This is a genomic window from Micromonospora sp. B006 (genome assembly GCF_003408515.1).
GTDB classification, from domain to species: Bacteria; Actinomycetota; Actinomycetes; order Mycobacteriales; family Micromonosporaceae; genus Micromonospora; species Micromonospora echinospora_A.
This window is the reverse complement of record NZ_CP030865.1, coordinates 2,115,972-2,137,397: the sequence shown is the minus strand read 5'-3', so window position 1 is coordinate 2,137,397 and position 21,426 is coordinate 2,115,972. Positions and strand designations below refer to the sequence as shown.

The window sequence follows — 21,426 nt, the reverse complement described above, 5'->3', positions numbered from 1 at the left end:
GACGGGCGACTACTTCCTGCCGGACCTGCCCGACCACGACGTCTTCCGTGGTGCCGTGGCGCTGACCGGAGCGCATCCCGCGGTCTGTCACCACCACGAGTTCCGTCGCGATCTGAGGCGGAAACCCTGACGGACGACGACGGGGGAGCCGGACTCCGGCTCCCCCGTCACCTGCCGGTCAGCGTTCGACCTCGCCGCGGATGAAGCGCTCGACGGCGTCCCGGGCGGCGGCGTCGTCGTACTGCTCGGGCGGCGACTTCATGAAGTACGAGGAGGCGGAGAGGATGGGCCCGCCGACTCCCCGATCCATGGCGATCCTGGTCGCCCGGACCGCGTCGATGATCACGCCGGCCGAGTTGGGGGAGTCCCAGAGCTCCAGCTTGTACTCCAGTTGCAGAGGCACGTCGCCGAACGCCCGCCCCTCCAGGCGCACCAGCGCGTACTTGCGGTCCTCCAGGAACGGCACGTAGTCGCTGGGACCGATGTGCACGTCGCCGGCGGCCATCTCGTGGGGGATCTGCGAGGTGACGGCCCGGGTCTTGGACAGCTTCTTCGATGCCAGCCGCCGACGCTCCAGCATGTTCATGAAGTCCATGTTGCCGCCGAAGTTGAGCTGGTAGGTGCGCTCCAGCCGGACCCCGCGGTCCTCGAAGAGCTTCGCCAGCACCCGGTGGGTGATGGTGGCGCCCACCTGCGACTTGATGTCGTCGCCGATGATCGGCACGCCGGCCTCGGTGAACCGGGCCGCCCACACCGGGTCCGAGGCGATGAACACCGGTAGGGCGTTGACGAACCCCACCCCCGCCTCCAGCGCGCACCGGGCGTAGAACCGGTCGGCATCCTCCGAGCCCACCGGCAGGTACGACACGAGAACGTCGGCCCCGGACTCGCGCAGTACGCGAACCACGTCGACAGCCCGCTCGTCGGACTCCTCGATCATCTCCCGGTAGTACTCGCCGAGACCGTCCAACGTCGGGCCACGCCGCACGACGACCCCGGACGGGGGAACATCGCAGATCTTGATGGTGTTGTTGCCACTCGCGACGATGGCCTCGGACAGGTCCCGGCCCACCTTCTTCGCGTCCACGTCGAAAGCCGCGACGAACTCGATGTCGCCGACGTGGTAGTCGCCGAAGGCGACGTGCATGAGGCCGGGAACGGTGTCGGTCGTCCTCGCGTCCCGGTAGTACTCGACGCCTTGCACCAGCGACGCGGCACAGTTGCCGACCCCGGCTATGGCGACGCGGACTGCGCCCACGTGGTGCCTCCTTCTCTCTGCGACAGAACCCGATTCAACCGATCCGCTCGTCCCGGTCTCCACCTCGATGTCCTGAACAGGACATCGACGGCGGTCCGAGGGCGTGCGTACCGGCCGGACGGCTCTCCGGAGCCGCATACTGGGGACCGCCGCGCGTTGAGGAGCCGATCGTGCCGTTGTCCATGCCTCTTCCGGCCACCGTCCGGGCGCAGGCGCGACCCGCGCGGCTGCCCCGCAACGCCACGCTCTGGCTGGACGGGCTGATCGCGGTTGCCGTGTTCGTCGGCACCGCCCTGCCGGTGGCGTTCTCCGAGGACGGGAAGGTCTGGCACATCCTGGTGGCCGCCGGCGCGTCGCTACCGCTGATCTGGCGCCGGCGGGCTCCGCTGCTCACCACGGTGACAGTGGGCCTGGCGATCAGCGTCCTCGGGCTCTCGCACCAGATGCCGCCGCTGCCCTTCGGGCCGCTCGTCGCGACGTACACGTTCGCGTCGCTGAGCCCGTCCCCGTGGCGGCAGGTCGCGATCGGCGTGCAGGCCGTGGGGGTGGTCGTCTCACTTGTGGTCCCGGGCGAGAGTGCCGCCACCTTCGGGTACGTCGGGATGGCGTACGTGGCGGCGTACAGCATGGGGATCGCCTCCCGAGGGCGCGGCGACCGGATCGCGGTGCTCGAGGAACGGGCTGCCCGCCAGGAGGAGGAACGAGCCGCCGCCGCCGCGCGCGACCGCAACCGGATCGCCCGCGAGGTGCACGACATCGTGGCGCACACGGTCGCGATCATGGTGGTCCAGGCGGAGGCCGGGCCGGTGGTGGCCCGCACCGACCCGGCCCGGGCCGAGAAGACCTTCGAGGTGATCGCCGAGAGCGGCCGGTCCGCCATCGCCCAGCTCCGGCGGTCGTTGGCCGCGCTGCGTTCGGCGGAGGGCGAGGAGCGGCCGGCCCCGGCGCCCGGAGTGGGTGACGTACCGCAACTGCTCGGCGAGGCGCGCCGGGGCGGCCTGGAGGCGGCGGTGCGCTGGCGCGGGCAGCAGCGGCCACTGCCCGCCGACGTGGACGCCACGGTCTTCCGGGTGGTGCAGGAGGCGCTGACAAACACCATCCGGCACGCGCGGGCGTCGATGGTGGACGTGCTGATCGAGTTCAGCCCGCGGGAGATCCGGGTCACGGTGACCGACGACGGCATCGGTGCGGTGGATGTCGGCGGCGGATACGGGATGATGGGCATGCGGGAGCGGGTCACCGCCTGTGGTGGTGAGCTGAGCATCGGAGCGGGTCCCGATGGCGGCGGCTTCACTGTGAGCGCCGTCCTGCCCACCGAGTGAGCTGCTACGAATCGAGGGGTGGCGCCCCATGGTGCGCATCGTGGTCGTCGACGACCAGGATCTGGTTCGGGGTGGCTTCGCCATGATCCTCGACGCGGAGCCGGACCTGACGGTGGTGGGCGAGGCGGCGGACGGCCTGGAGGCCCTGCGGGTGGTGGCCGAGAAGAAGCCGGACGTGGTGGTCATGGACATCCGGATGGACGGCCCGATCGACGGCATCGAGGCCACCCGCCGGATCTGCGCCACCACGGACGCGCGGGTGCTCATCCTCACCACGTTCGACGTCGACGAGCACGTGCACGACGCGTTGCGGGCCGGCGCGAACGGCTTCCTGCTCAAGACCATGCGCCGGGCCGAGTTGGTCGAGGCGGTACGGGTGATCGCCAAGGGCGAGGCGCTGCTCGCGCCGACGGTGACCCGGCGGGTGATCGCCGACCTGCTGCGGCGGCCCCAGGGCGCGATCCGCCCGCCGGCTCTGCTGGACGAGCTGACCGGCCGGGAGCGGGAGATCCTCTGCCTGGTCGCCCGTGGACTCTCCAACGCCGAGATCGCCGCCCGGCTGACGGTGAGCGATCACACCGTCAAGACCCATGTCAGCAACGTGCTGGCCAAGCTGGGCCTGCGGGACCGGGTGCAGGCGGTGGTCTTCTCCTACGAGGCCGGGCTGATCAGTCCCGGTGAGGATCTCGACTGAGCGCTCTCCCTCGCTCGGGTGAGACCGGATTTCGCTCTCGTCGGCGATCCGCCGGAGGGCCCGCTTCATCAGGATGAGATCACATCGATCTTTCCGTCCTGAGGAGCTGTGTGATGATCCGTGCCGTTACGCGTTTCGCTCGCCGGCGCCCTGCCGTCGTGCTCGTCATCTGGCTGGTGATCGCGGCGGCCGGCTTCACTGTCGGAAATGGCGTCTTCGCCCGGATGACGACAAGCGTCGGCGCCATCGCCGGCAGCGAGTCGCAGCAGGGCGCCGAGGCGCTCGGTGACGCCAAGCTGGCGCCACCCGTGATCAACGCGGTCATCTCCGGCGGCCCGGCCACCGACCCCGCCTTTCGTACCAAGGTCTCCGCCGCGCTCACCGAGCTGCGCTCCGTCGACGGCGTGCTGGCGGTGACCGACCCGTTCGGTCCCCAGGCCCCGGTCGCCACCGACGGCGCGGCGGTCCTGGTGAACGTGGAACTGGCGCACCAGGGCGACGTGCTGGCCGACAAGGTACGGACGCAGTTGACCGGGATCGACGGCACGACAGCGGTCGTCTCCGGCGGCCCGCTCACCGACCGCGAGTTCAACGACCAGGCCACCTCGGACACCCGGCGGGCCGAGATCGTGTCCGCGCCGTTGCTGCTGCTCCTGTTGCTGCTGGTCTTCATGTCGCTGATCGCCGCCGGGCTGCCGCTGCTGATCGCGCTGGTCGGTGTCGGCGGAACCTTCTCCACGCTGCTGGTGATGAGCTTCTTCACCGACGTGTCGATCTATTCGATCCAGGTCACCACGATGCTCGCCATCGGCCTCGGCGTCGACTACGCGCTGCTCATGGTCAGCCGGTTCCGGGAGGAACGGGCGCTGACCGAGGACGCGGAGGAGGCGCTCGTGCGGGCCTCCGAACGCGCCGGCCGGACCATCGTCTTCTCCGGTCTGACCATCGCGGTCAGCCTGGCCAGCCTGGTGGTCTTCGCCGATCCGTTCCTGCGGTCGATCGGCGTGGCCGGCGCCGCCGTGGTGCTGATCGACATGCTTGCCGCGATCACACTGCTTCCCGCGCTGCTCCAGCTGCTGCGCAACAGGATCAAGCCGGTCCGGGCGCGGAAGGAACGTGGCCGGTCCTTCGCCACGGTCGCCCGTGGCGTGCAGAAGATGCCGGTGCTCACCCTGCTGGTGGTGCTCGTCGGCCTGCTCGTGGCCGGGTTGTCGGCGACCAACCTGCGGCTGGACACCAGCAACCCCAGGTCGCTGCCGGCCGACAGTGCCACCCGCCAGCTCACCGAAGAGCTGCGCGAGCACTTCCCGGCACTTGCCGGCCCGAGCGCGATCACGATCGTCGCCCGGACCTCGGCCGACGACCCCGACCTGGCCGAGTTCCGGCAGCGGGTCGCCGCGGTGCCCGGCGTCTCCGTGGTGAACCCGGGGCGCAGCGGCGGCGGGCTGGCCGTTCTCCAGGCCACGCCGAAGAACCCGACGAGCGATCCGGACACCGCCCAGGCGGTACGCGACATCCGCGACCTGGACGCCCCCTTCACGGTGCAGGTCACCGGGGACGCGGCCCGTCTGGTCGACTATCAGCAGGAGCTGCGCGACCGCCTCCCGATCGCCGGCGGCATCGTGTTGCTGGCCACCTTCGTCCTGCTGCTGGCATTCACCCGGTCGGTGCTGATCCCGCTGAAGGCCGTGCTCACCAACCTGCTGAGCCTGTTCGCCGCGCTCGGCGTGGTGGTCTGGGTGTTCCAGGAGGGGCACCTGGTTGGCCTGCTCGGCGGTGAGCGGCTCGACGGCATCGACCTGACCGTGCCGGTGGTCGTCGCGGCGATCGCGTTCGGTCTCTCCACCGACTACGAGGTCTTCGTCCTCTCCCGGATCCGTGAGCGCCGCTTCGCCGGCGCGGCCCCGGACCAGGCGGTACGGGAGGGTCTGCAGCGAAGCGGCGGCATCGTGACCGCTGCGGCCCTGCTCCTCGCGGTCACCTTCGCCGGCTTCATGACCGGGGGATTCGCCCCGATCAAGGAGGTCGGCCTGGGTCTGGTGCTGGCCGTCCTGATCGACGCGGTGATCGTCCGGATGCTGCTGGTCCCGGCGACGATGGCGATTCTCGGGCGCGCCGCGTGGTGGGCGCCTCGCTTCCTGGGTGGCCGGCCGCAGGTCCCCTCCGCTCCGGAGGCCGGTGACGCGCAGCCGGAGCTGACGGCCACCGCCCAGGGCTGAGAGACCGGGGCGGGGCAGGCCCACGCCGCCCCGCCCCGGTCGATCGGGTCAGTGCGGGGCCACCACGCCGCGCAGGCCGGCGGCCTCGCCCACCTCGGAGAGGAGCAGATCCGTGTCGAGCAGTCGCACCAGCAGGCGGTCCACTCCGATCAGCACCGCACGGATCAGGTCAGGGGGCAGCAGGGTGGTGTCCCCGAGCAGCGTCCAGCGCAGTTGGCCGGGGGTGTCGAGCACGTCGCCGACCTCCATGAAGAACGAGGGGCCGGCCGGCCGGCGTTCGGTCCACCGGAAGCTCGGCTCGGTCAGGACCCGCTGCGCCACGTCGCGGTCGAGCGGGGCGGTGACGGGCGGCGTCTCGGGCGCGCCGCGCATGTCGTTGAAGAAGCATCGGATCTCCGGCTCGGCGCCGCGTTCCCGGCTCACCTCGGCCAGCGCCGCCCACCCGTCCACCGGATCGAAGCGGCCGTGCCGGAAGGTCCGTACGGCCGTGCCCCAGCAGTGCCGGACCAGGTCGGAGAAGGCCGGCCCGGTCAGGTCGACGACGGCCGGCATGTGCTGGGTCAGCGTGCCGATCGAGGCCCGCAGTGGCGCCGTGGTGCGGTTGCCGGTGACCAGGAGCAACCCGCACCGGTCGGTCTCGGCGACCACGCCCAGCAGGGCCGCGGTCACCGCGAGCGCGACCGTGGCGGTGCTGGTGCGGTACCGGTCGGCGAGCAGCCCCAGCACCGGCGCCGAGATCGGCGAGTCCAGGACACCGCGCCAGAACCGGGGTTCGGCCGGCGTCACCGGCCGGACCGCGGCGAAGTTGTCGAGCGGGACCGCGTTCAGTTGCCGGCGCAGGTGGGCCACAGCGGCGGCGCTGACCGTACGACCCCGTGGGGAACGCTCGAAGGCGGCGAGGTCGGCGGGATGAACCAGTTCCGGAGTCGCCGGATCCGGGCGCCCCGCCGCCCGGCAGGCCAGCATCTCGGCCAGCACCCGCGCCGCCAGACGGCTGCTCTGCAGGTCGGCCGCCAGGTGGGCGATGCAGAGCACCAGAGCCCGGGGCACCTGCCGGTGCACGTAGACCAGGACGCGCATCGGCACGTCCCGATCGTGGTCGAACGGTGTCGCCTGGAGCTGCTCGTCCAGTTCCCGGGCGGCCGCCGCGAACTGCTCGGCCGGACCGGCGCCGGAGAAGACCCCGACCGGGATGCTGCCGCTGTCGAGCACCTCCTGGACCAGCCGGCCGTCCCGTCGCGGGAACCGCGTGCGCAGTGCCTCGAAACGACCGGCCAGCGCGCCCACCGCGGCGCACACCATGGCCAGGTCAACTCCCTCGGGGATCAGCAGGGGCACCGTGACGTTGTAGGCGGCGCCCGGCGGCATCCGCCGGATGTCGCGTTCCACAAGCACCTGCCCCCACGTCAGCTGCTCGACGATCGCCCGGGAACCGGTGAAGTGGGCCGGCTGCCAGCGCACGTCCGCGGTCAGGCCGGGCACGATGCGTAGCCGTCCAGCGTGCGGACCGCCGCGTCCCGGCGGTTCTCCAGGTAGAGCTCGTTCCACCGGCCCAGCCCGGCGTCGGACGCGTGCGGGCCGAGGAACCGGGCGGCGACCGAGGCGCGGTACGCGGCCCAGGTGGCCGCCGGGCTGACCAGCCGGCTGGCGGCCGGTACGGTCCGCGCCGGCCGCGGCGGCAGGCTGCTGCCGGCGCACACGGCCTCGGCCCAGCTCTCCTGCTCGTCGAGGGTGGCCAGTACGGCGTCGAACGGCAGACCACGCAACTCGGTGACCGCCACCGCGCGGCTGCGGAAGCCGGTCGCCGACACCGGGCCGAACCGCTCGATCGCGATCGCCACCGGCAGCATCGCGCGCGGCGCGAACCACTCGCAGCCGAGCACGGTCAGCGTGGGCAGCCCGCCGGTGTCGCCGTCGTCCGCGGCGACGATCCGCCACTCCGCGAAGGGCAACGCGACGCCCGCGGCCCGGAAGGTGACCGCGTCGGCGCCGCAGTCCGGGCAGGACATGATCCGGACCGCCATCGGGGGTGCGGGCGGGCGGATCACCCCCGGCGGTTGATCGGCCGGAACGAGGAAGTGGGCCGCCGCCTCGCGGCGCGCCATCCGTTCGACCACGGTGGCCAGGGCCGGGTCAGGAGTCGTGGCAAGCGTGGTCATGTCGGATGTCCTCTCCACGGGCGTCGGCCGGAACGCCGGCCGCGACGAAGGTGCCAGGGCTCCGGCGGTGCAGGCCGAGGACGACCGCGGCCACGCCGAGGTCGATGAGCGCGCTCCGGCCGGCGGCGCCGAGGGCCGCACCGTCCGGGGCGGTCAGGCCGGAGTCCACCCAGGTCGACACGGCCGCACGGATCCGGGCGGGGTGGGCGGGGACGAGTGGGACGGGCAGTTCACGGCGGACCGCCGCGGCCTCCCGCCCGAGCAGGTATCCGGCGGCCCAGATCTCCAGGGCGGCCCGCGCCGGCGGCCGCGGCCCCGGGCGGTTGTCCAGGTACGCGGCCAGCGCGGTCGTGACCTCCGCCGCGTCGACCCCGATCAGGTCGCACCAGTCCGCCCAGTACCAGCAGAACTCGTTGCCTCCGGGCTCACCGGTGTGCGGCCGGAGCAGCCGGATCAGGCAGCGCGAGTCCTTGACCCGCACGACGTACTCGTCATGGGACTGGTAGCGGGACCGCGACGCCAGGGTCGTGTCGATCCGGGGGTCGAGGTCCCAGTGCGTGTCGGACGGCGCCGGCGGCGCCCACACGGTGGCGTGGTGCCGGCCGCCGTGCCCGGCGATCAGGGTCGGCAGCCCGCGGTTGTCGACCAGGTGCGGCACCGTCGCCAGCAGCGGCACTCCACGTTCCCGGCAATACCGGGCGATCATCTGGTCGTCGTCGGTGACCTCGTCCGGGATCGGCGCCAGGTAGGCGGCCAGGTCCGCGGCCACGTCGGCCGGCAGCAGGAACGCCAGCGCCGGGATCCACTCCATCGGGGACAGCGCCGCCCACGGCGATCCGGCGACCGCGGCCAGCCGGCACAGGAAGCTGTTCTGCGGGCTGCTCCAGTCGGTGTACAGGGCGATGCCGTGTGCCGGGCGACGCGCGATCGCGGCGACCACGTGGGTGGCGAAGCCGTCGCAGACCCGGGCGTCGTCCTGCAGCACCAGGTGATGCGTGGCGCCCTCGGCGATCGAGGCCCAGGCGACCTTCGCGGTCCGCAACGGGCTGCGGGCGGCGTCGGGGTCCGGGTCGTGCACGATGCGCGCGGATAGCGGGCGGCACGCCTCGACGAGCGGGTCCAGGGCGACGTCGCGAGCCGGATGATGCATGATCGTGACGCTGAGACGGACGTCCCGCGCCCGCCACTCGGGGCGGCTCACCGGGCCTCCGCCCGGCTGGTCCGGCGGACGTGCCGCCACGTCAGCAGCGGGACGAGCAGCATGCCGCCGACGTTGAGTACCGCGATCGTCCAGTACAGGGCCGACGGATCCTGCTGGGTCCGGGCCAGCGCGCTGCCGACGACCACCATGCCCCCGAAGTAGGGCACGTTCAGCAACAGCGCGATCAGGCCCCCGCCGACCTGTTCGAGAAGGAGCAGCGTCATCACGTTCAGGCCCAGACCGATGTAGGTCAGGCCGACGATCGCCAGGAAGCGTCCGGTCTCCGACGCGACTGTCGGGTCACCGGCCAGCAGCGCGGCCAGGGGGTCCCGGCACAACCAGATCGCCGCGGCCAGCACCGCGTACACCACGGCGGTCAGGCGAAGTCCGGAACCGAATGCCGTCAGCCACTCCCCGGGCCGCCCCGCGCCCCGCAGCTGGTTCAGCACGATCGCGGTCGCCGAACCGAGCGCCGAGGCTGGGACGATGAGCAGGTTCTGCAGCGCGCCGGCCGCCGAGTACCCGGACACCACGTCCGGCCCGAACGGGCTGAGCGCCCACAGCAGGCCCGCGTTCGCCACGGCCATCACCACGAACGACGCGGTGACCGGCAGCCCGGTGCCGGTCAGACGCCCGATCGCCTCCGGCCGCCAGGTCAGCGGCCCGCTCGCCGTCCAGAGTCCGCAGCGGTACACCTGCACCATGCCGACGGTCAGCGCGGCCACGCCGCCGCCCGCGATCGCGACCGGAAGCGCGTACACGCCGAGGTCGGTGCCGAAGCCCAGGACCGCGACGCCGCCCACCTCCATGGTCGCGCCGGTCAGCACCACGGCCGCTGCGGAGCCCGGCCGGCCGTAGCCGCGCAGGCTCGACGAGAGCAGCACGGTCGGGAAGAAGATCAGGTTGGCCAGGCAGGCCCAGCGGGTGAAGGCGACGAACTCCCCCACCGACGCGTCCGGGACGTTCAGCAGCGTCGCCAGCCAGGGCGCCGCCAGGATCAGTACGAGGCTGACGGTGCCCCAGACGGCCGTGCCGACGCGGGCCATGCTGGCGGCGACCGGGAGGACGTCCCGTGCCCGGCCGGCGCCGCGGCTCACCGACGCGGCGACCTGGTTGCTCACGTCGAAGCCCACCTGGAGCGCGGCGAAGAGCAGCGCCAACGGTACGTAGAGGGAGCGCACGTACATCGCCTCGACGCTGATCCGGGCCATCAGCGCGATCACCACCACCGGCACCAGGACGCCGGCCGTCTCGCCGAGCGCGATCGTGGCGGCGAGGCGGCGGATCCGGGCCGCGCCGTCCCAGGCGACGGTGGTCGGTGCTTCGGTGGTGCTCACGACGGCGCCACCGTCGCCGCGCCGGTCGTCGGACGTTCGGGCATGACCCACCCCCATGTCGGGCTCGCGGAGACGCACCGACCATAGATACGCGCGAATCAGGCCCACAAGCTGCCCAAAGTGCTATGCCCAGGGAGGTGTCGGAGCCGCCAGGAGGGCGGGCCGCCTCACAACCGTTCCGGGGTACGGATGCCGAGCAGGTCCAGGCCCTGCCGCAGCACCCGACCGGTCAGGTCGCACAGCACCAGCCGGCTCTCCCGTACCGGCCCGTCGGCCCGCAGCACCGGGCAGCGCTCGTAGAACGCACTGAACGCCACAGCCAGCCGGTGCAGGTACGCGGTCAGCCGGTGGAACTCCAGACCGTCCGCCACCTCCTCGACCACCGCGCCGAAGCCGACCAGTTCCATCGCGAGCGCCCGCTCGGCCGGCTCGGCGAGCGTGACCTCCGCGTCCGGCCGCGCCGCCGCGCCGGCCCGCCGGAAGATCGACCGGACCCGGGAGTACGCGTACTGGAGGTACGGCGCGGTGTTCCCGTCCAGCGACAGCATCCGCTCCCAGTCCAGCACGTAGTCCTTGTGCCGGTCCCCGGACAGGTCGGCGTACTTGATCGCGCCGATGCCCACCGCGCGCCCCACCTCGGCTGCCTCCGCCTCGCTCAGCTCCGGGTTGCGTTCCCGGGCCAGCGCGGTGGCCCGCTGGACCGCCTCGGTGAGCAGCCCGACCAGCTTCACCGACCCGCCGGCCCGGCTGCGCAGCATCCGCCCGTCCGGGCCGAGGATCGAGCCGAACCCGACGTGCTCGGCCCGCACCGGTTCGGCCAGCCAGCCGGCCTGCGCGCCGACCGCGAACACCATTTCGAAGTGCCGCCGCTGCGGCAGCCCGACCACGTAGAGCAGCCGGGTCGCGTCGAGCGCGCCGGTCCGGTGCCGCAGCGCGGCCAGGTCGGTGGCCGGGTAGCCGTACCCGCCGTCGGACTTGCGCACGATCAGCGGCAACGGCTCGCCGTCACGCCCCACCGAACCGGGCGGGAACACGCAGTCCGCGCCCTCGCTGCGCCGCAGCAGTCCGAGCCGGTCCAGCTCCTCGACAGTGGGCGCGAGCTGGTCGTGGTAGCTGCTCTCGCCCCGGAAGTCGCCGCCGGTCAGTGTCACGTCGAGCAGGTCGTACACGGTCAGGAAGTAGCTCTCGGACTGCGTCACCAGCAGCCGCCACAGCCGCAGCGTCGCCGGGTCGCCGCCCTGCAACGCCACCACCCGCAGCCGCGACCGCTCCCGGAACGCCTCGTCGTCGTCGAACTTCGCCCGCGCCGCCTTGTAGAACCCGTCCAGGTCACCCATGGACAGCTCCTGCGCCGCCCCGGCCTCACCCAGGTCCAGCAGGTGCTCGATCAGCATGCCGAACGGCGTGCCCCAGTCGCCGAGGTGGTTGGCGCGCAGCACCCGGTGCCCGAGCCACTCCAGCGTCCGGGCTGCCGCGTCCCCGATCACGGTCGACCGCAGGTGCCCGACGTGCATCTCCTTCGCCACGTTCGGCCCCGAATAGTCGACCACCACGGTTTCCGGCTCGGCCACGGGCGGCACGCCGAGCCGCGGGTCGGCGGCCATCGCGGAGACCAGGCGGCCGAGCGCGTGCCCGGACACGGTGAGGTTCAGAAAGCCCGGACCGGACACCTCGACCGCCGCGCAGAGGCCGGCGAGCGCCGCGCGCTCCCGTACCTCCGCGGCGATCTCCCGCGGCGGACGGCCGAGCCGCCGGGCCAGCGCCAACGCCGCGTCGGACTGGAAGTCCGCGTGCTGCGAGCGCCGCACGGCCGGGTCCACCGGCACGCCGGCCACCGCCGCGAACGCGGGCGCCAGCCGGTCGGTAAGCAGCTTTTCAAGATCCATGGGTACGCCGATCTCGCTGTGGATCCGTCGCGCGGATCACCTGACGGGAACGCGACGGCGGAGCGAGGACGATCGATGACGACCGGCGGCTCGATCCGCCGGTCGCAGGAGAGGAAGGCTCAGCGCAGGCGGTCGCGGGACCGCCGGCGTCGCAGCGCGCCGAGCCGGACGTCGGGGGACGTCATCGGGTACGCGTGCGAACTGGCCATGTCGGCAGCGTAACCGGCCGGCCCGGGGTCGGCGCAAGCGCGTACCCCGGGCCGGTGTGTGGTCAGGCCGAGGTGGCGACGGCCTTGCGGTAGCGCTCGGCCCGGCGCCGCACCTGGGTGTACGCACTGCTCAGGCCCATCGCCCGGCGGACCTCGACGAGCGTGCGGCGCACCTCGACGCGGGTCCGTTCGGTGCCGGTAACGATCAGTTCGTCGACCAGGCCGGGTTGCGCCTCGAAGCGGGCCCGGCGCTCCCGGATCGGGTCGAGGAACCGGTTGAGCGCCGTCACCAGCGCCTCCTTGACCTCGACGTCACCGACCCGGCCGGCCCGGTAGCGGTCCTTGAGCTCCGCCACCTGTGCCCGGTCCGGGTTGAAGACGTCGTGGAACTCGAAGACCGGATTCCCCTCGACTGTGCCCGGCACGTCGGCGCGGACCCGGTTGGGATCGGTGTACATCCCCATCACCTTGCGGCGCACCGTCGCCGCGTCGTCGGAGAGCGCGATCGCGTTCCCCTTGCTCTTGCTCATCTTCCCGGCGCCGTCGGTGCCGACCAGCGTCGGCGTGTCCGACATCAGCATGTCGGGCACCGGGAAGACCTCGCCGTAGAGGTGGTTGAACCGCCGGGCGATCTCCCGGGTCACCTCGACGTGCGCGGCGTTGTCCTTCCCGACCGGCACGACCTGCCCCTTCACGCAGAGGATGTCGGCGGCCTGGAGGACCGGGTAGCCGAGCAGGCCGTACGGCATCTCGTCCTTGCCGGCGTCCCGGGTCATCTCCTTGAGCGACGGCACCCGTTCGAGCCGGGGCACCGTGATGAGGTTCTGGAACAGCGTGTTCAGGTCGCCGACCTCGGGGATCGCCGACTGGAGGTAGAACGTGGCCCGCTCCGGCTCCACCCCGGCGGCCAGGATGTCGGTGACCATCTCGCGGGCGTTGTGCGCCACCTGCTCGATGTCCGCGCGGCTGTTGCGCGTGGTGAGCATGTGCAGGTCGGCGATGATGAAGAAGCTTTCGTACCGCTGGTGCAGCCGCACCCGGTTGGCGATGCTGCCCACGTAGTGGCCGAGGTGCAACCGCCCGGTCGGGCGGTCGCCGGTGAGCATGCGTGCAGAGGGCATGGTCGTACGCCTTTCGTGCCGTTCGCTGGCGGGGAGACGCGACCCGGGTGTCACCCGGGTCGGTGGAGCGGGCTCGTCAGAACGAGCGCCGCCATCGCCCGCCGGCGCGGAACCGAAGTCCGCCGGCACGGAGTACGTCGAGGATCTGCTCCCGGCCGTCGGCAGCGTGGCCCGGAAGACCGGCACGGGTCTCCGGGAGGCAGCTGCGCGGCCGGACCATGCCTGACACGGTAACCGCTCACCGGCCGGCGCCGCTGCCTCCTGCCGCGCTTACTGCTGTCGATAGCTCTCGGAGTAGTAGCTGCCGACCCGCTCCCGGTACTCCGGGTGCGCGAAGTGGTCGCTGTCGAACGCGGGCGACTCCTTCACCTGGTCGCGGGTGCGGTCCACGTGCACCACGCGGTCCAGGTGGTCGACCCGGGCCACCGTGCCGGCCGGCAGCAGCACCTTCTTGCCGAAGATCCACGGTCCGGTGTCCACCACCAGGTAGCGCGCGTCGGCGTCCTCGTTCGCCTCGTCGATCGACCCGATCCGGCCGTCAGTCGCCTCCACCCGGTAGCCCGTGAGGTCGAGCGGCGTGCCGGGACCGGGGCGTCCAGCTGGTCGTCGGTGTCCGCGGCGCGCTGCCGCGGTACGTCTCCGGGCCGGGTCTGGTCGTACCCACCCGCCAGGGCGGACGGGTCCCGCCAGGCCCAGGGGTTGAACGGCTGCATAGGTGGCACCTCCCGCGCATCGGCTCGACACCGTGCACAGTGCCCCGGCGGCCACGACGGAAACACGTTCCGCCGTCTCTGGAGCCCTGACCTGCGCGGACGGGTGCGCTGGCATACTGGCCGACCATGGTCCTGTCGCGTGGTTGGTCGCTGTTCCTGGTCGCCGTCGGGGTGTGGACCTGGGTGATCTGGCCGAGGTTCGCGGTCGCCATCTGGAACGACGAGCGCGCCTGGTCTGCCGGCGTCGTCGGCGAGGGCAGTCCGACGAGTTTCCTCTGGGTGCACGCCCTGCTGATCGGCGCCTCCCTGGCGATCGGCACGACTGTGGGGGTTCTGGGCATCCGCGCCTCCCGCGCCGCCCGCCGCCCTTCCCCTTCTCCTTCCCCGTCCTCGGCCCCGCGCAGTTGATCAAGGAGTTTGTGTCCGGTGGGGACACGGATCGGGACGCGAACTCCTTGATCGTGCATGCCGCAGACGGGTGTGACGCGCGCCGCTACCCCCCGATTTGACGATCAAACCTGCGGACGCGTAACTTTCTCTCTGCCAGCGCGGAACGGGGCAAACGGGACGAAAGTCCTGAAGCGCCGAACCGGGACTGGCGCCAGGTCTTAACGAGGTTCGCCTCCGCAGGACCTGGTCCGGGCGAGGCTTGCCGAAACGCCGGAGGGCGGATTTGGCGGAGCGAAACCGACCGGGTAAGGTTGTCGACCGGCAGGGAACCGGGCGAGCTTGCGGGCAACCGCAGCGGCCGGCCTGCCAAATCCGATGATCAGACGCAGCGGGTAACTGCTGCGTGGGTTCAGCGGCGCCGACCCGTACGAAGCGTGACAGACCGGGACACACGGTTTGACACGGCAGACACGGTGAGGTAACGTAGTAAAAGTGCCCGGCGCGAGAGCGGCGGGTAGTTGAACGAGATGCCCCGGTCGGGGGTTCCACTGTGTGGGGCTTTCTGGTTGGTGTGTGGTTGTTCTTTGAGAACTCAACAGGGTGCTTGTAAAGCCAGTGCCAATTGTTTTATACCCCGGACTGGTCAGGCTGTTGTCTGGCTGGTTGGGATTCCTTTGGCAACACTTTTGTTGTCAGGATGCTGTTCGACAAGTTTTTGTTGGAGAGTTTGATCCTGGCTCAGGACGAACGCTGGCGGCGTGCTTAACACATGCAAGTCGAGCGGAAAGGCCCTTCGGGGTACTCGAGCGGCGAACGGGTGAGTAACACGTGAGCAACCTGCCCCAGGCTTTGGGATAACCCCGGGAAACCGGGGCTAATACCGAATATGACCTTGCACCGCATGGTGTTTGGTGGAAAGTTTTTCGGCTTGGGATGGGCTCGCGGCCTATCAGCTTGTTGGTGGGGTGATGGCCTACCAAGGCGACGACGGGTAGCCGGCCTGAGAGGGCGACCGGCCACACTGGGACTGAGACACGGCCCAGACTCCTACGGGAGGCAGCAGTGGGGAATATTGCACAATGGGCGGAAGCCTGATGCAGCGACGCCGCGTGAGGGATGACGGCCTTCGGGTTGTAAACCTCTTTCAGCAGGGACGAAGCGTAAGTGACGGTACCTGCAGAAGAAGCGCCGGCCAACTACGTGCCAGCAGCCGCGGTAAGACGTAGGGCGCGAGCGTTGTCCGGATTTATTGGGCGTAAAGAGCTCGTAGGCGGCTTGTCGCGTCGACTGTGAAAACCCGCAGCTCAACTGCGGGCCTGCAGTCGATACGGGCAGGCTAGAGTTCGGTAGGGGAGACTGGAATTCCTGGTGTAGCGGTGAAATGCGCAGATATCAGGAGGAACACCGGTGGCGAAGGCGGGTCTCTGGGCCGATACTGACGCTGAGGAGCGAAAGCGTGGGGAGCGAACAGGATTAGATACCCTGGTAGTCCACGCTGTAAACGTTGGGCGCTAGGTGTGGGGGGCCTCTCCGGTTCCCTGTGCCGCAGCTAACGCATTAAGCGCCCCGCCTGGGGAGTACGGCCGCAAGGCTAAAACTCAAAGGAATTGACGGGGGCCCGCACAAGCGGCGGAGCATGCGGATTAATTCGATGCAACGCGAAGAACCTTACCTGGGTTTGACATGGCCGCAAAACTGTCAGAGATGGCAGGTCCTTCGGGGGCGGTCACAGGTGGTGCATGGCTGTCGTCAGCTCGTGTCGTGAGATGTTGGGTTAAGTCCCGCAACGAGCGCAACCCTCGTTCGATGTTGCCAGCGCGTTATGGCGGGGACTCATCGAAGACTGCCGGGGTCAACTCGGAGGAAGGTGGGGATGACGTCAAGTCATCATGCCCCTTATGTCCAGGGCTTCACGCATGCTACAATGGCCGGTACAATGGGCTGCGATACCGTGAGGTGGAGCGAATCCCAAAAAGCCGGTCTCAGTTCGGATCGGGGTCTGCAACTCGACCCCGTGAAGTCGGAGTCGCTAGTAATCGCAGATCAGCAACGCTGCGGTGAATACGTTCCCGGGCCTTGTACACACCGCCCGTCACGTCACGAAAGTCGGCAACACCCGAAGCCGGTGGCCCAACCCTTGTGGAGGGAGCCGTCGAAGGTGGGGCTGGCGATTGGGACGAAGTCGTAACAAGGTAGCCGTACCGGAAGGTGCGGCTGGATCACCTCCTTTCTAAGGAGCACCATCCACCGAAAGGTGGCATGGAGCCCGCGGCCCGCGAATGTCGGGTCGGGGTGCTCAGATGGCGGAGACACTGGCAAGTCAGGCGCCGGCAACGGCCAGAAATTTTCCTAGTACAGCTGCTCTTCGGGGTGGTGGGAACGGGGTTCTGGTGCGGCTGGTGGATGGCGTATAGCACCCTGTTGGGTCCTGAAAGAACAACCCGGGTGGTTGACTTTCAGAGCCGAAGTCCGAGGTGATGCCTCGGGATGGCGCCAGGCATGGCCTGGTCTCGCAAACCGTGACCACGTGGTGGGTTGCAGGTGTGGGGCTTGTGGGTTGTGGGTTGGTTGTTTGTTGAGAATTGCACAGTGGACGCGAGCATCTTTGTGGTCAAGTTGTCAAGGGCGAACGGTGGATGCCTTGGCACCAGGAGCCGATGAAGGACGTGGGAGGCCGCGATAGGCCTGGGGGAGCTGTCAACCAAGCTGTGATCCCAGGGTGTCCGAATGGGGAAACCCGGCATCAGTCATGTGATGTCACCCGCACCTGAACACATAGGGTGTGTGGGGGGAACGCGGGGAAGTGAAACATCTCAGTACCCGTAGGAAGAGAAAACAAATAGTGATTCCGTGAGTAGTGGCGAGCGAAAGCGGATTGAGGCTAAACCGGCTGCGTGTGATACCTGTCAGGGGTTGCGTGGTCGGGGTTGTGGGACCCTGCTCAACAGACTGACATCTGTTGGAGAAGTTACAAAGCCAGTGGTTAGTCGAACAGTCTGGAATGGCTGACCGTAGACGGTGATAGTCCGGTAGGTGAAAGCTGCTGGTCTTCTGTGGGTGTTCCCGAGTAGCGGCGGACTCCTGAAATCTGCCGTGAATCTGCCAGGACCACCTGGTAAGCCTAAATACTTCCTGGTGACCGATAGCGGACAAGTACCGTGAGGGAATGGTGAAAAGTACCCCGGGAGGGGAGTGAAATAGTACCTGAAACCGTTCGCCTACAATCCGTCGGAGCCTTGCGGGGTGACGGCGTGCCTTTTGAAGAATGAGCCTGCGAGTTAGTGGCATGTGGCGAGGTTAACCCGTGTGGGGGAGCCGTAGCGAAAGCGAGTCTGAATAGGGCGTTTTTAGTCGCATGCTCTAGACCCGAAGCGGAGTGATCTAGCCATGGGCAGGCTGAAGCGCGGGTAAGACCGCGTGGAGGGCCGAACCCACCAACGTTGAAAAGTTGGGGGATGACCTGTGGTTAGGGGTGAAAGGCCAATCAAACTCCGTGATAGCTGGTTCTCCCCGAAATGCATTTAGGTGCAGCGTCGCGTGTTTCTTGCCGGAGGTAGAGCACTGGATGGTCTAGGGGGCCCACAAGCTTACCGAAATCAGCCAAACTCCGAATGCCGGTAAGTGAGAGCGCGGCAGTGAGACTGCGGGGGATAAGCTTCGTAGTCGAGAGGGAAACAGCCCAGATCACCAGCTAAGGCCCCTAAGCGTGTGCTAAGTGGAAAAGGATGTGGGGTCGCATAGACAACCAGGAGGTTGGCTTAGAAGCAGCCACCCTTTAAAGAGTGCGTAATAGCTCACTGGTCAAGTGGTTCCGCGCCGACAATGTAGCGGGGCTCAAGCACACCGCCGAAGCTGTGGCATTCACATTTTAACTTCGTGCCTCCTTGATGGGGTATGCAGGTGTGTGGATGGGTAGGGGAGCGTCGTGCCGGGGGTGAAGCAGCGGGGTGACCCAGTTGTGGACGCGGCACGAGTGAGAATGCAGGCATGAGTAGCGAAAGAAGGGTGAGAAACCCTTCCGCCGGATGACCAAGGGTTCCAGGGCCAGGCTAATCCGCCCTGGGTGAGTCGGGACCTAAGGCGAGGCCGAGAGGCGTAGTCGATGGACAACGGGTTGATATTCCCGTACCCGCGAAAGAGCGACCCTGACGAACCTCGTTGTGCTAACCACCCGAACCGCCGGCGGTCTTCGGACCAATGGTGGGGAGCGTGGGAACCTGGCGGGTAGTAGTCAAGCGATGGGGTGACGCAGGAAGGTAGCTGAGCCCGGCCGGTGGTTGTGCCGGGGTAAGCGTGTAGGCCGGTGTGTAGGCAAATCCGCACACCATTGAGGCTGAGACGTGATGCCGAGCCGATTCAGGTGAAGTCAGTGATCCTATGCTGCCGAGAAAAGCCTCTAGCGAGTTCTTAGCGGCCCGTACCCCAAACCGACACAGGTGGTCAGGTAGAGAATACCGAGGCGATCGGGCGAACTGTGGTTAAGGAACTCGGCAAATTGCCCCCGTAACTTAGGGAGAAGGGGGGCCGGAGACGTGAAGCCCCGCGCGGGTGGAGCGTTGTATGGCCGCAGAGAGCAGGGGGAAGCGACTGTTTACTAAAAACACAGGTCCATGCGAAGAAGTAATTCGATGTATATGGACTGACGCCTGCCCGGTGCTGGAACGTTAAGGGGACCTGTTAGCTCTTCGGGGCGAAGCGGAGAACTTAAGCGCCAGTAAACGGCGGTGGTAACTATAACCATCCTAAGGTAGCGAAATTCCTTGTCGGGTAAGTTCCGACCTGCACGAATGGCGTAACGACTTCCCCACTGTCTCAACCACAGGCCCGGCGAAATTGCATTACGAGTAAAGATGCTCGTTACGCGCGGCAGGACGGAAAGACCCCGGGACCTTTACTATAGCTTGACATTGGTATCTGAATTAGCTTGTGTAGGATAGGTGGGAGCCGGTGAAGTCCATACGCCAGTATGGGTGGAGGCAATCTTGAAATACCACTCTGGTTGATTTGGGTATCTAACTTCGGACCGTTATCCGGTTCAGGGACAGTGTCTGGTGGGTAGTTTAACTGGGGCGGTTGCCTCCTAAAGGGTAACGGAGGCGCCCAAAGGTTCCCTCAGCCTGGTTGGCAATCAGGTGTTGAGTGCAAGTGCACAAGGGAGCTTGACTGTGAGACTGACAGGTCGAGCAGGGACGAAAGTCGGGACTAGTGATCCGGCACTGGCATGTGGAAGCGGTGTCGCTCAACGGATAAAAGGTACCCCGGGGATAACAGGCTGATCTTCCCCAAGAGTCCATATCGACGGGATGGTTTGGCACCTCGATGTCGGCTCGTCGCATCCTGGGGCTGTAGCAGGTCCCAAGGGTTGGGCTGTTCGCCCATTAAAGCGGTACGCGAGCTGGGTTTAGAACGTCGTGAGACAGTTCGGTCCCTATCCGCCGTGCGCGTAGGATACTTGAGAAGGGCTGTCCCTAGTACGAGAGGACCGGGACGGACGAACCTCTGGTGTGCCAGTTGTCCCGCCAGGGGCACGGCTGGTTAGCTACGTTCGGAAGGGATAACCGCTGAAAGCATCTAAGCGGGAAGCTCGCTTCAAGATGAGGTATCCCACCCACTTTGTGGGGTAAGGCCCCCAGCTAGACGACTGGGTTGATAGGCCGGAAATGTAAGCCCGGTAACGGGTTCAGTTGACCGGTACTAATAGGCCGAGGACTTGACTACTAAGCTGCTACGCGTCCACTGTGCAACTCTGAACACACAACAACCCGTGGTTGGTTGTTTGATATGTTCATAGAGTTACGGCGGTCATGGCGGAGGGGAAACGCCCGGTAACATTCCGAACCCGGAAGCTAAGCCCTCCAGCGCCGATGGTACTGCACTCGGGAGGGTGTGGGAGAGTAGGACACCGCCGGACAAACATTCGATTTCAGGGCCACCCCACACCGGGGTGGCCCTGAAACGCATTCCCCCACAGCCGGCAACCCCGCCCGCACCCCAAGGGATGAACGTCAACCGCCCGCCACACCGGCTCGGCGGCATGACACCGCGGGATCAGGCCGCTACCCCGGCCTGGCGGGGTGGAGGCACTGCAGTCCTAGCCACTTCCCCGAAGTGGCGGCAACAGGCTGCCCCGGACCCAGCCACCTCCCCGAACTGGCGGACGGGCCACCAGTTCCCCGAGGTGGCGGCAACGAAGTGCCCCGGACCTCGCCACCTCCCCGAACTGGCCGACGGGCCACCACTTCCTCGAGGTGGCGGCTCCGAAGTACCCGCGGACCCAGCCACCTCCCCGATCTGGCGCGCGGGTCACCAGTTCCCCGAGGTGGCGGCAATGGAATGCCCGGGATCCAGCCACCTCCCCGATCTGGCGAGCCCGTTCACCAGATCGGGGAGGTGGCGGCAAAGAAGTGCTGCCGACCCAGCCCTTTCGGCGAGCTGGCGGCCAGGCCCCCGAAGCGGCGGTAACGGAGCGCCCTCGCCCCCACCACCTCACCGAGCTGGCGAACCGGGCGGCCACCACTCCGGCGATGTGGCGGCAACGGAGTGCCCGGAATGCACCCACCTCCCCGAACTGGCGGACGGGTCGCCAGTTCCCCGAGGTGGTGGCAACAGACTGCCCCGGATCCAGCCACCTTCCCGAACTGGCGGACGGGTCGCCAGTTCCCCGAGGTGGTGGCAACAGACTGCCCCGGATCCAGCCACCTTCCCGAACTGGCGGACGGGTCGCCAGTTCCCCGAGGTGGTGGCAACAGACTGCCCCGGATCCAGCCACCTTCCCGAACTGGCGGACGGGTCACCAGTTCCCCGAGGTGGTGGCAACGGAGCGCCCCGGACCCAGCCACCTCCCCGAGTTGGTGGGCCGGTCGCCAGTTCCCCGAAGTGGCGGGCCGAGATGGCGGACCGGGCGGCCACCACTACGG

General features: G+C 68.5%; 12 protein-coding genes and 3 rRNA genes. 7 read left to right on the top strand and 8 right to left on the bottom strand.

From position 1 onward, the window contains the following. Positions 1 to 178 precede the first annotated feature (178 nt). Positions 179 to 1,258 carry an inositol-3-phosphate synthase gene (locus tag MicB006_RS10205; RefSeq protein ID WP_073831754.1) on the bottom strand — a complete coding sequence of 360 codons (1,080 nt, stop codon included), beginning with the start codon at positions 1,256 to 1,258 and terminating at the stop codon, positions 179 to 181. Positions 1,259 to 1,428: 170 nt separating this feature from the next. Between MicB006_RS10205 and MicB006_RS10200 the strand changes: the two genes are divergently transcribed. The 3 genes from MicB006_RS10200 to MicB006_RS10190 all read left to right on the top strand — a co-directional run bounded on the left by MicB006_RS10200 (position 1,429) and on the right by MicB006_RS10190 (position 5,493). Then, entirely contained in the window at positions 1,429 to 2,580 is a 1,152-nt protein-coding gene (locus MicB006_RS10200; RefSeq protein ID WP_152037835.1) for a sensor histidine kinase, read from the top strand. A gap of 28 nt (positions 2,581 to 2,608) precedes the next feature. Further along, positions 2,609 to 3,274 carry a response regulator transcription factor gene (locus MicB006_RS10195; protein ID WP_116505495.1) on the top strand — a complete coding sequence of 222 codons (666 nt, stop codon included), beginning with the start codon at positions 2,609 to 2,611 and terminating at the stop codon, positions 3,272 to 3,274. 158 nt (positions 3,275 to 3,432) lie between these two features. After that, a complete protein-coding gene (locus tag MicB006_RS10190) occupies positions 3,433 to 5,493 on the top strand; it encodes an MMPL family transporter (RefSeq protein ID WP_161565918.1) in 2,061 nt (686 codons plus the stop codon). Positions 5,494 to 5,541: 48 nt separating this feature from the next. Here the strand turns inward: MicB006_RS10190 and MicB006_RS10185 are convergent, their stop codons facing one another. The 7 genes from MicB006_RS10185 to MicB006_RS32755 form a co-directional block, all read right to left on the bottom strand. Continuing rightward, entirely contained in the window at positions 5,542 to 6,975 is a 1,434-nt protein-coding gene (locus MicB006_RS10185) for a condensation domain-containing protein (RefSeq protein ID WP_116505491.1), read from the bottom strand. Continuing rightward, positions 6,963 to 7,652 (bottom strand): hypothetical protein, encoded by a 690-nt coding sequence (locus MicB006_RS10180; RefSeq protein WP_116505489.1) that lies wholly within the window; start codon positions 7,650 to 7,652, stop codon positions 6,963 to 6,965. The genes MicB006_RS10185 and MicB006_RS10180 overlap by 13 nt, the downstream gene beginning before the upstream one ends. Next, positions 7,627 to 8,802: a hypothetical protein gene (locus tag MicB006_RS10175; protein WP_152037834.1), complete on the bottom strand. Its 1,176-nt coding sequence runs from the start codon at positions 8,800 to 8,802 to the stop codon at positions 7,627 to 7,629. The genes MicB006_RS10180 and MicB006_RS10175 overlap by 26 nt, the downstream gene beginning before the upstream one ends. A gap of 47 nt (positions 8,803 to 8,849) precedes the next feature. Beyond that, positions 8,850 to 10,190: an MATE family efflux transporter gene (locus MicB006_RS10170; protein ID WP_152037833.1), complete on the bottom strand. Its 1,341-nt coding sequence runs from the start codon at positions 10,188 to 10,190 to the stop codon at positions 8,850 to 8,852. Between the two features lie 167 nt (positions 10,191 to 10,357). After that, a complete protein-coding gene (argS, locus tag MicB006_RS10165) occupies positions 10,358 to 12,076 on the bottom strand; it encodes an arginine--tRNA ligase (protein ID WP_116505483.1) in 1,719 nt (572 codons plus the stop codon). Between the two features lie 271 nt (positions 12,077 to 12,347). After that, positions 12,348 to 13,406, bottom strand: a complete 1,059-nt coding sequence (gene trpS / locus MicB006_RS10160; protein ID WP_116505482.1) for a tryptophan--tRNA ligase — start codon at positions 13,404 to 13,406, stop codon at positions 12,348 to 12,350. Positions 13,407 to 13,676: 270 nt separating this feature from the next. Further along, positions 13,677 to 13,958, bottom strand: coding sequence for a PRC-barrel domain-containing protein (locus MicB006_RS32755; protein ID WP_370013439.1), 282 nt, complete (start codon positions 13,956 to 13,958; stop codon positions 13,677 to 13,679). Between the two features lie 287 nt (positions 13,959 to 14,245). Here MicB006_RS32755 and MicB006_RS10150 point away from each other — a divergent pair, with 287 nt between their 5' ends. The 4 genes from MicB006_RS10150 (at position 14,246) to rrf (ending at position 20,420) form a co-directional block, all read left to right on the top strand. Continuing rightward, positions 14,246 to 14,527 carry an SCO4848 family membrane protein gene (locus MicB006_RS10150; RefSeq protein WP_116505480.1) on the top strand — a complete coding sequence of 94 codons (282 nt, stop codon included), beginning with the start codon at positions 14,246 to 14,248 and terminating at the stop codon, positions 14,525 to 14,527. A 697-nt stretch (positions 14,528 to 15,224) separates the two neighbouring features. After that, a 16S ribosomal RNA gene (locus tag MicB006_RS10145) occupies positions 15,225 to 16,739 on the top strand. Positions 16,740 to 17,118: 379 nt separating this feature from the next. Beyond that, positions 17,119 to 20,227, top strand: a 23S ribosomal RNA gene (locus MicB006_RS10140). A 76-nt stretch (positions 20,228 to 20,303) separates the two neighbouring features. Further along, positions 20,304 to 20,420: ribosomal RNA gene (gene rrf / locus MicB006_RS10135) — 5S ribosomal RNA — on the top strand. The 16S, 23S and 5S rRNA genes sit together here, the layout of an rRNA operon. The last annotated feature ends 1,006 nt before the right edge of the window (positions 20,421 to 21,426 follow it).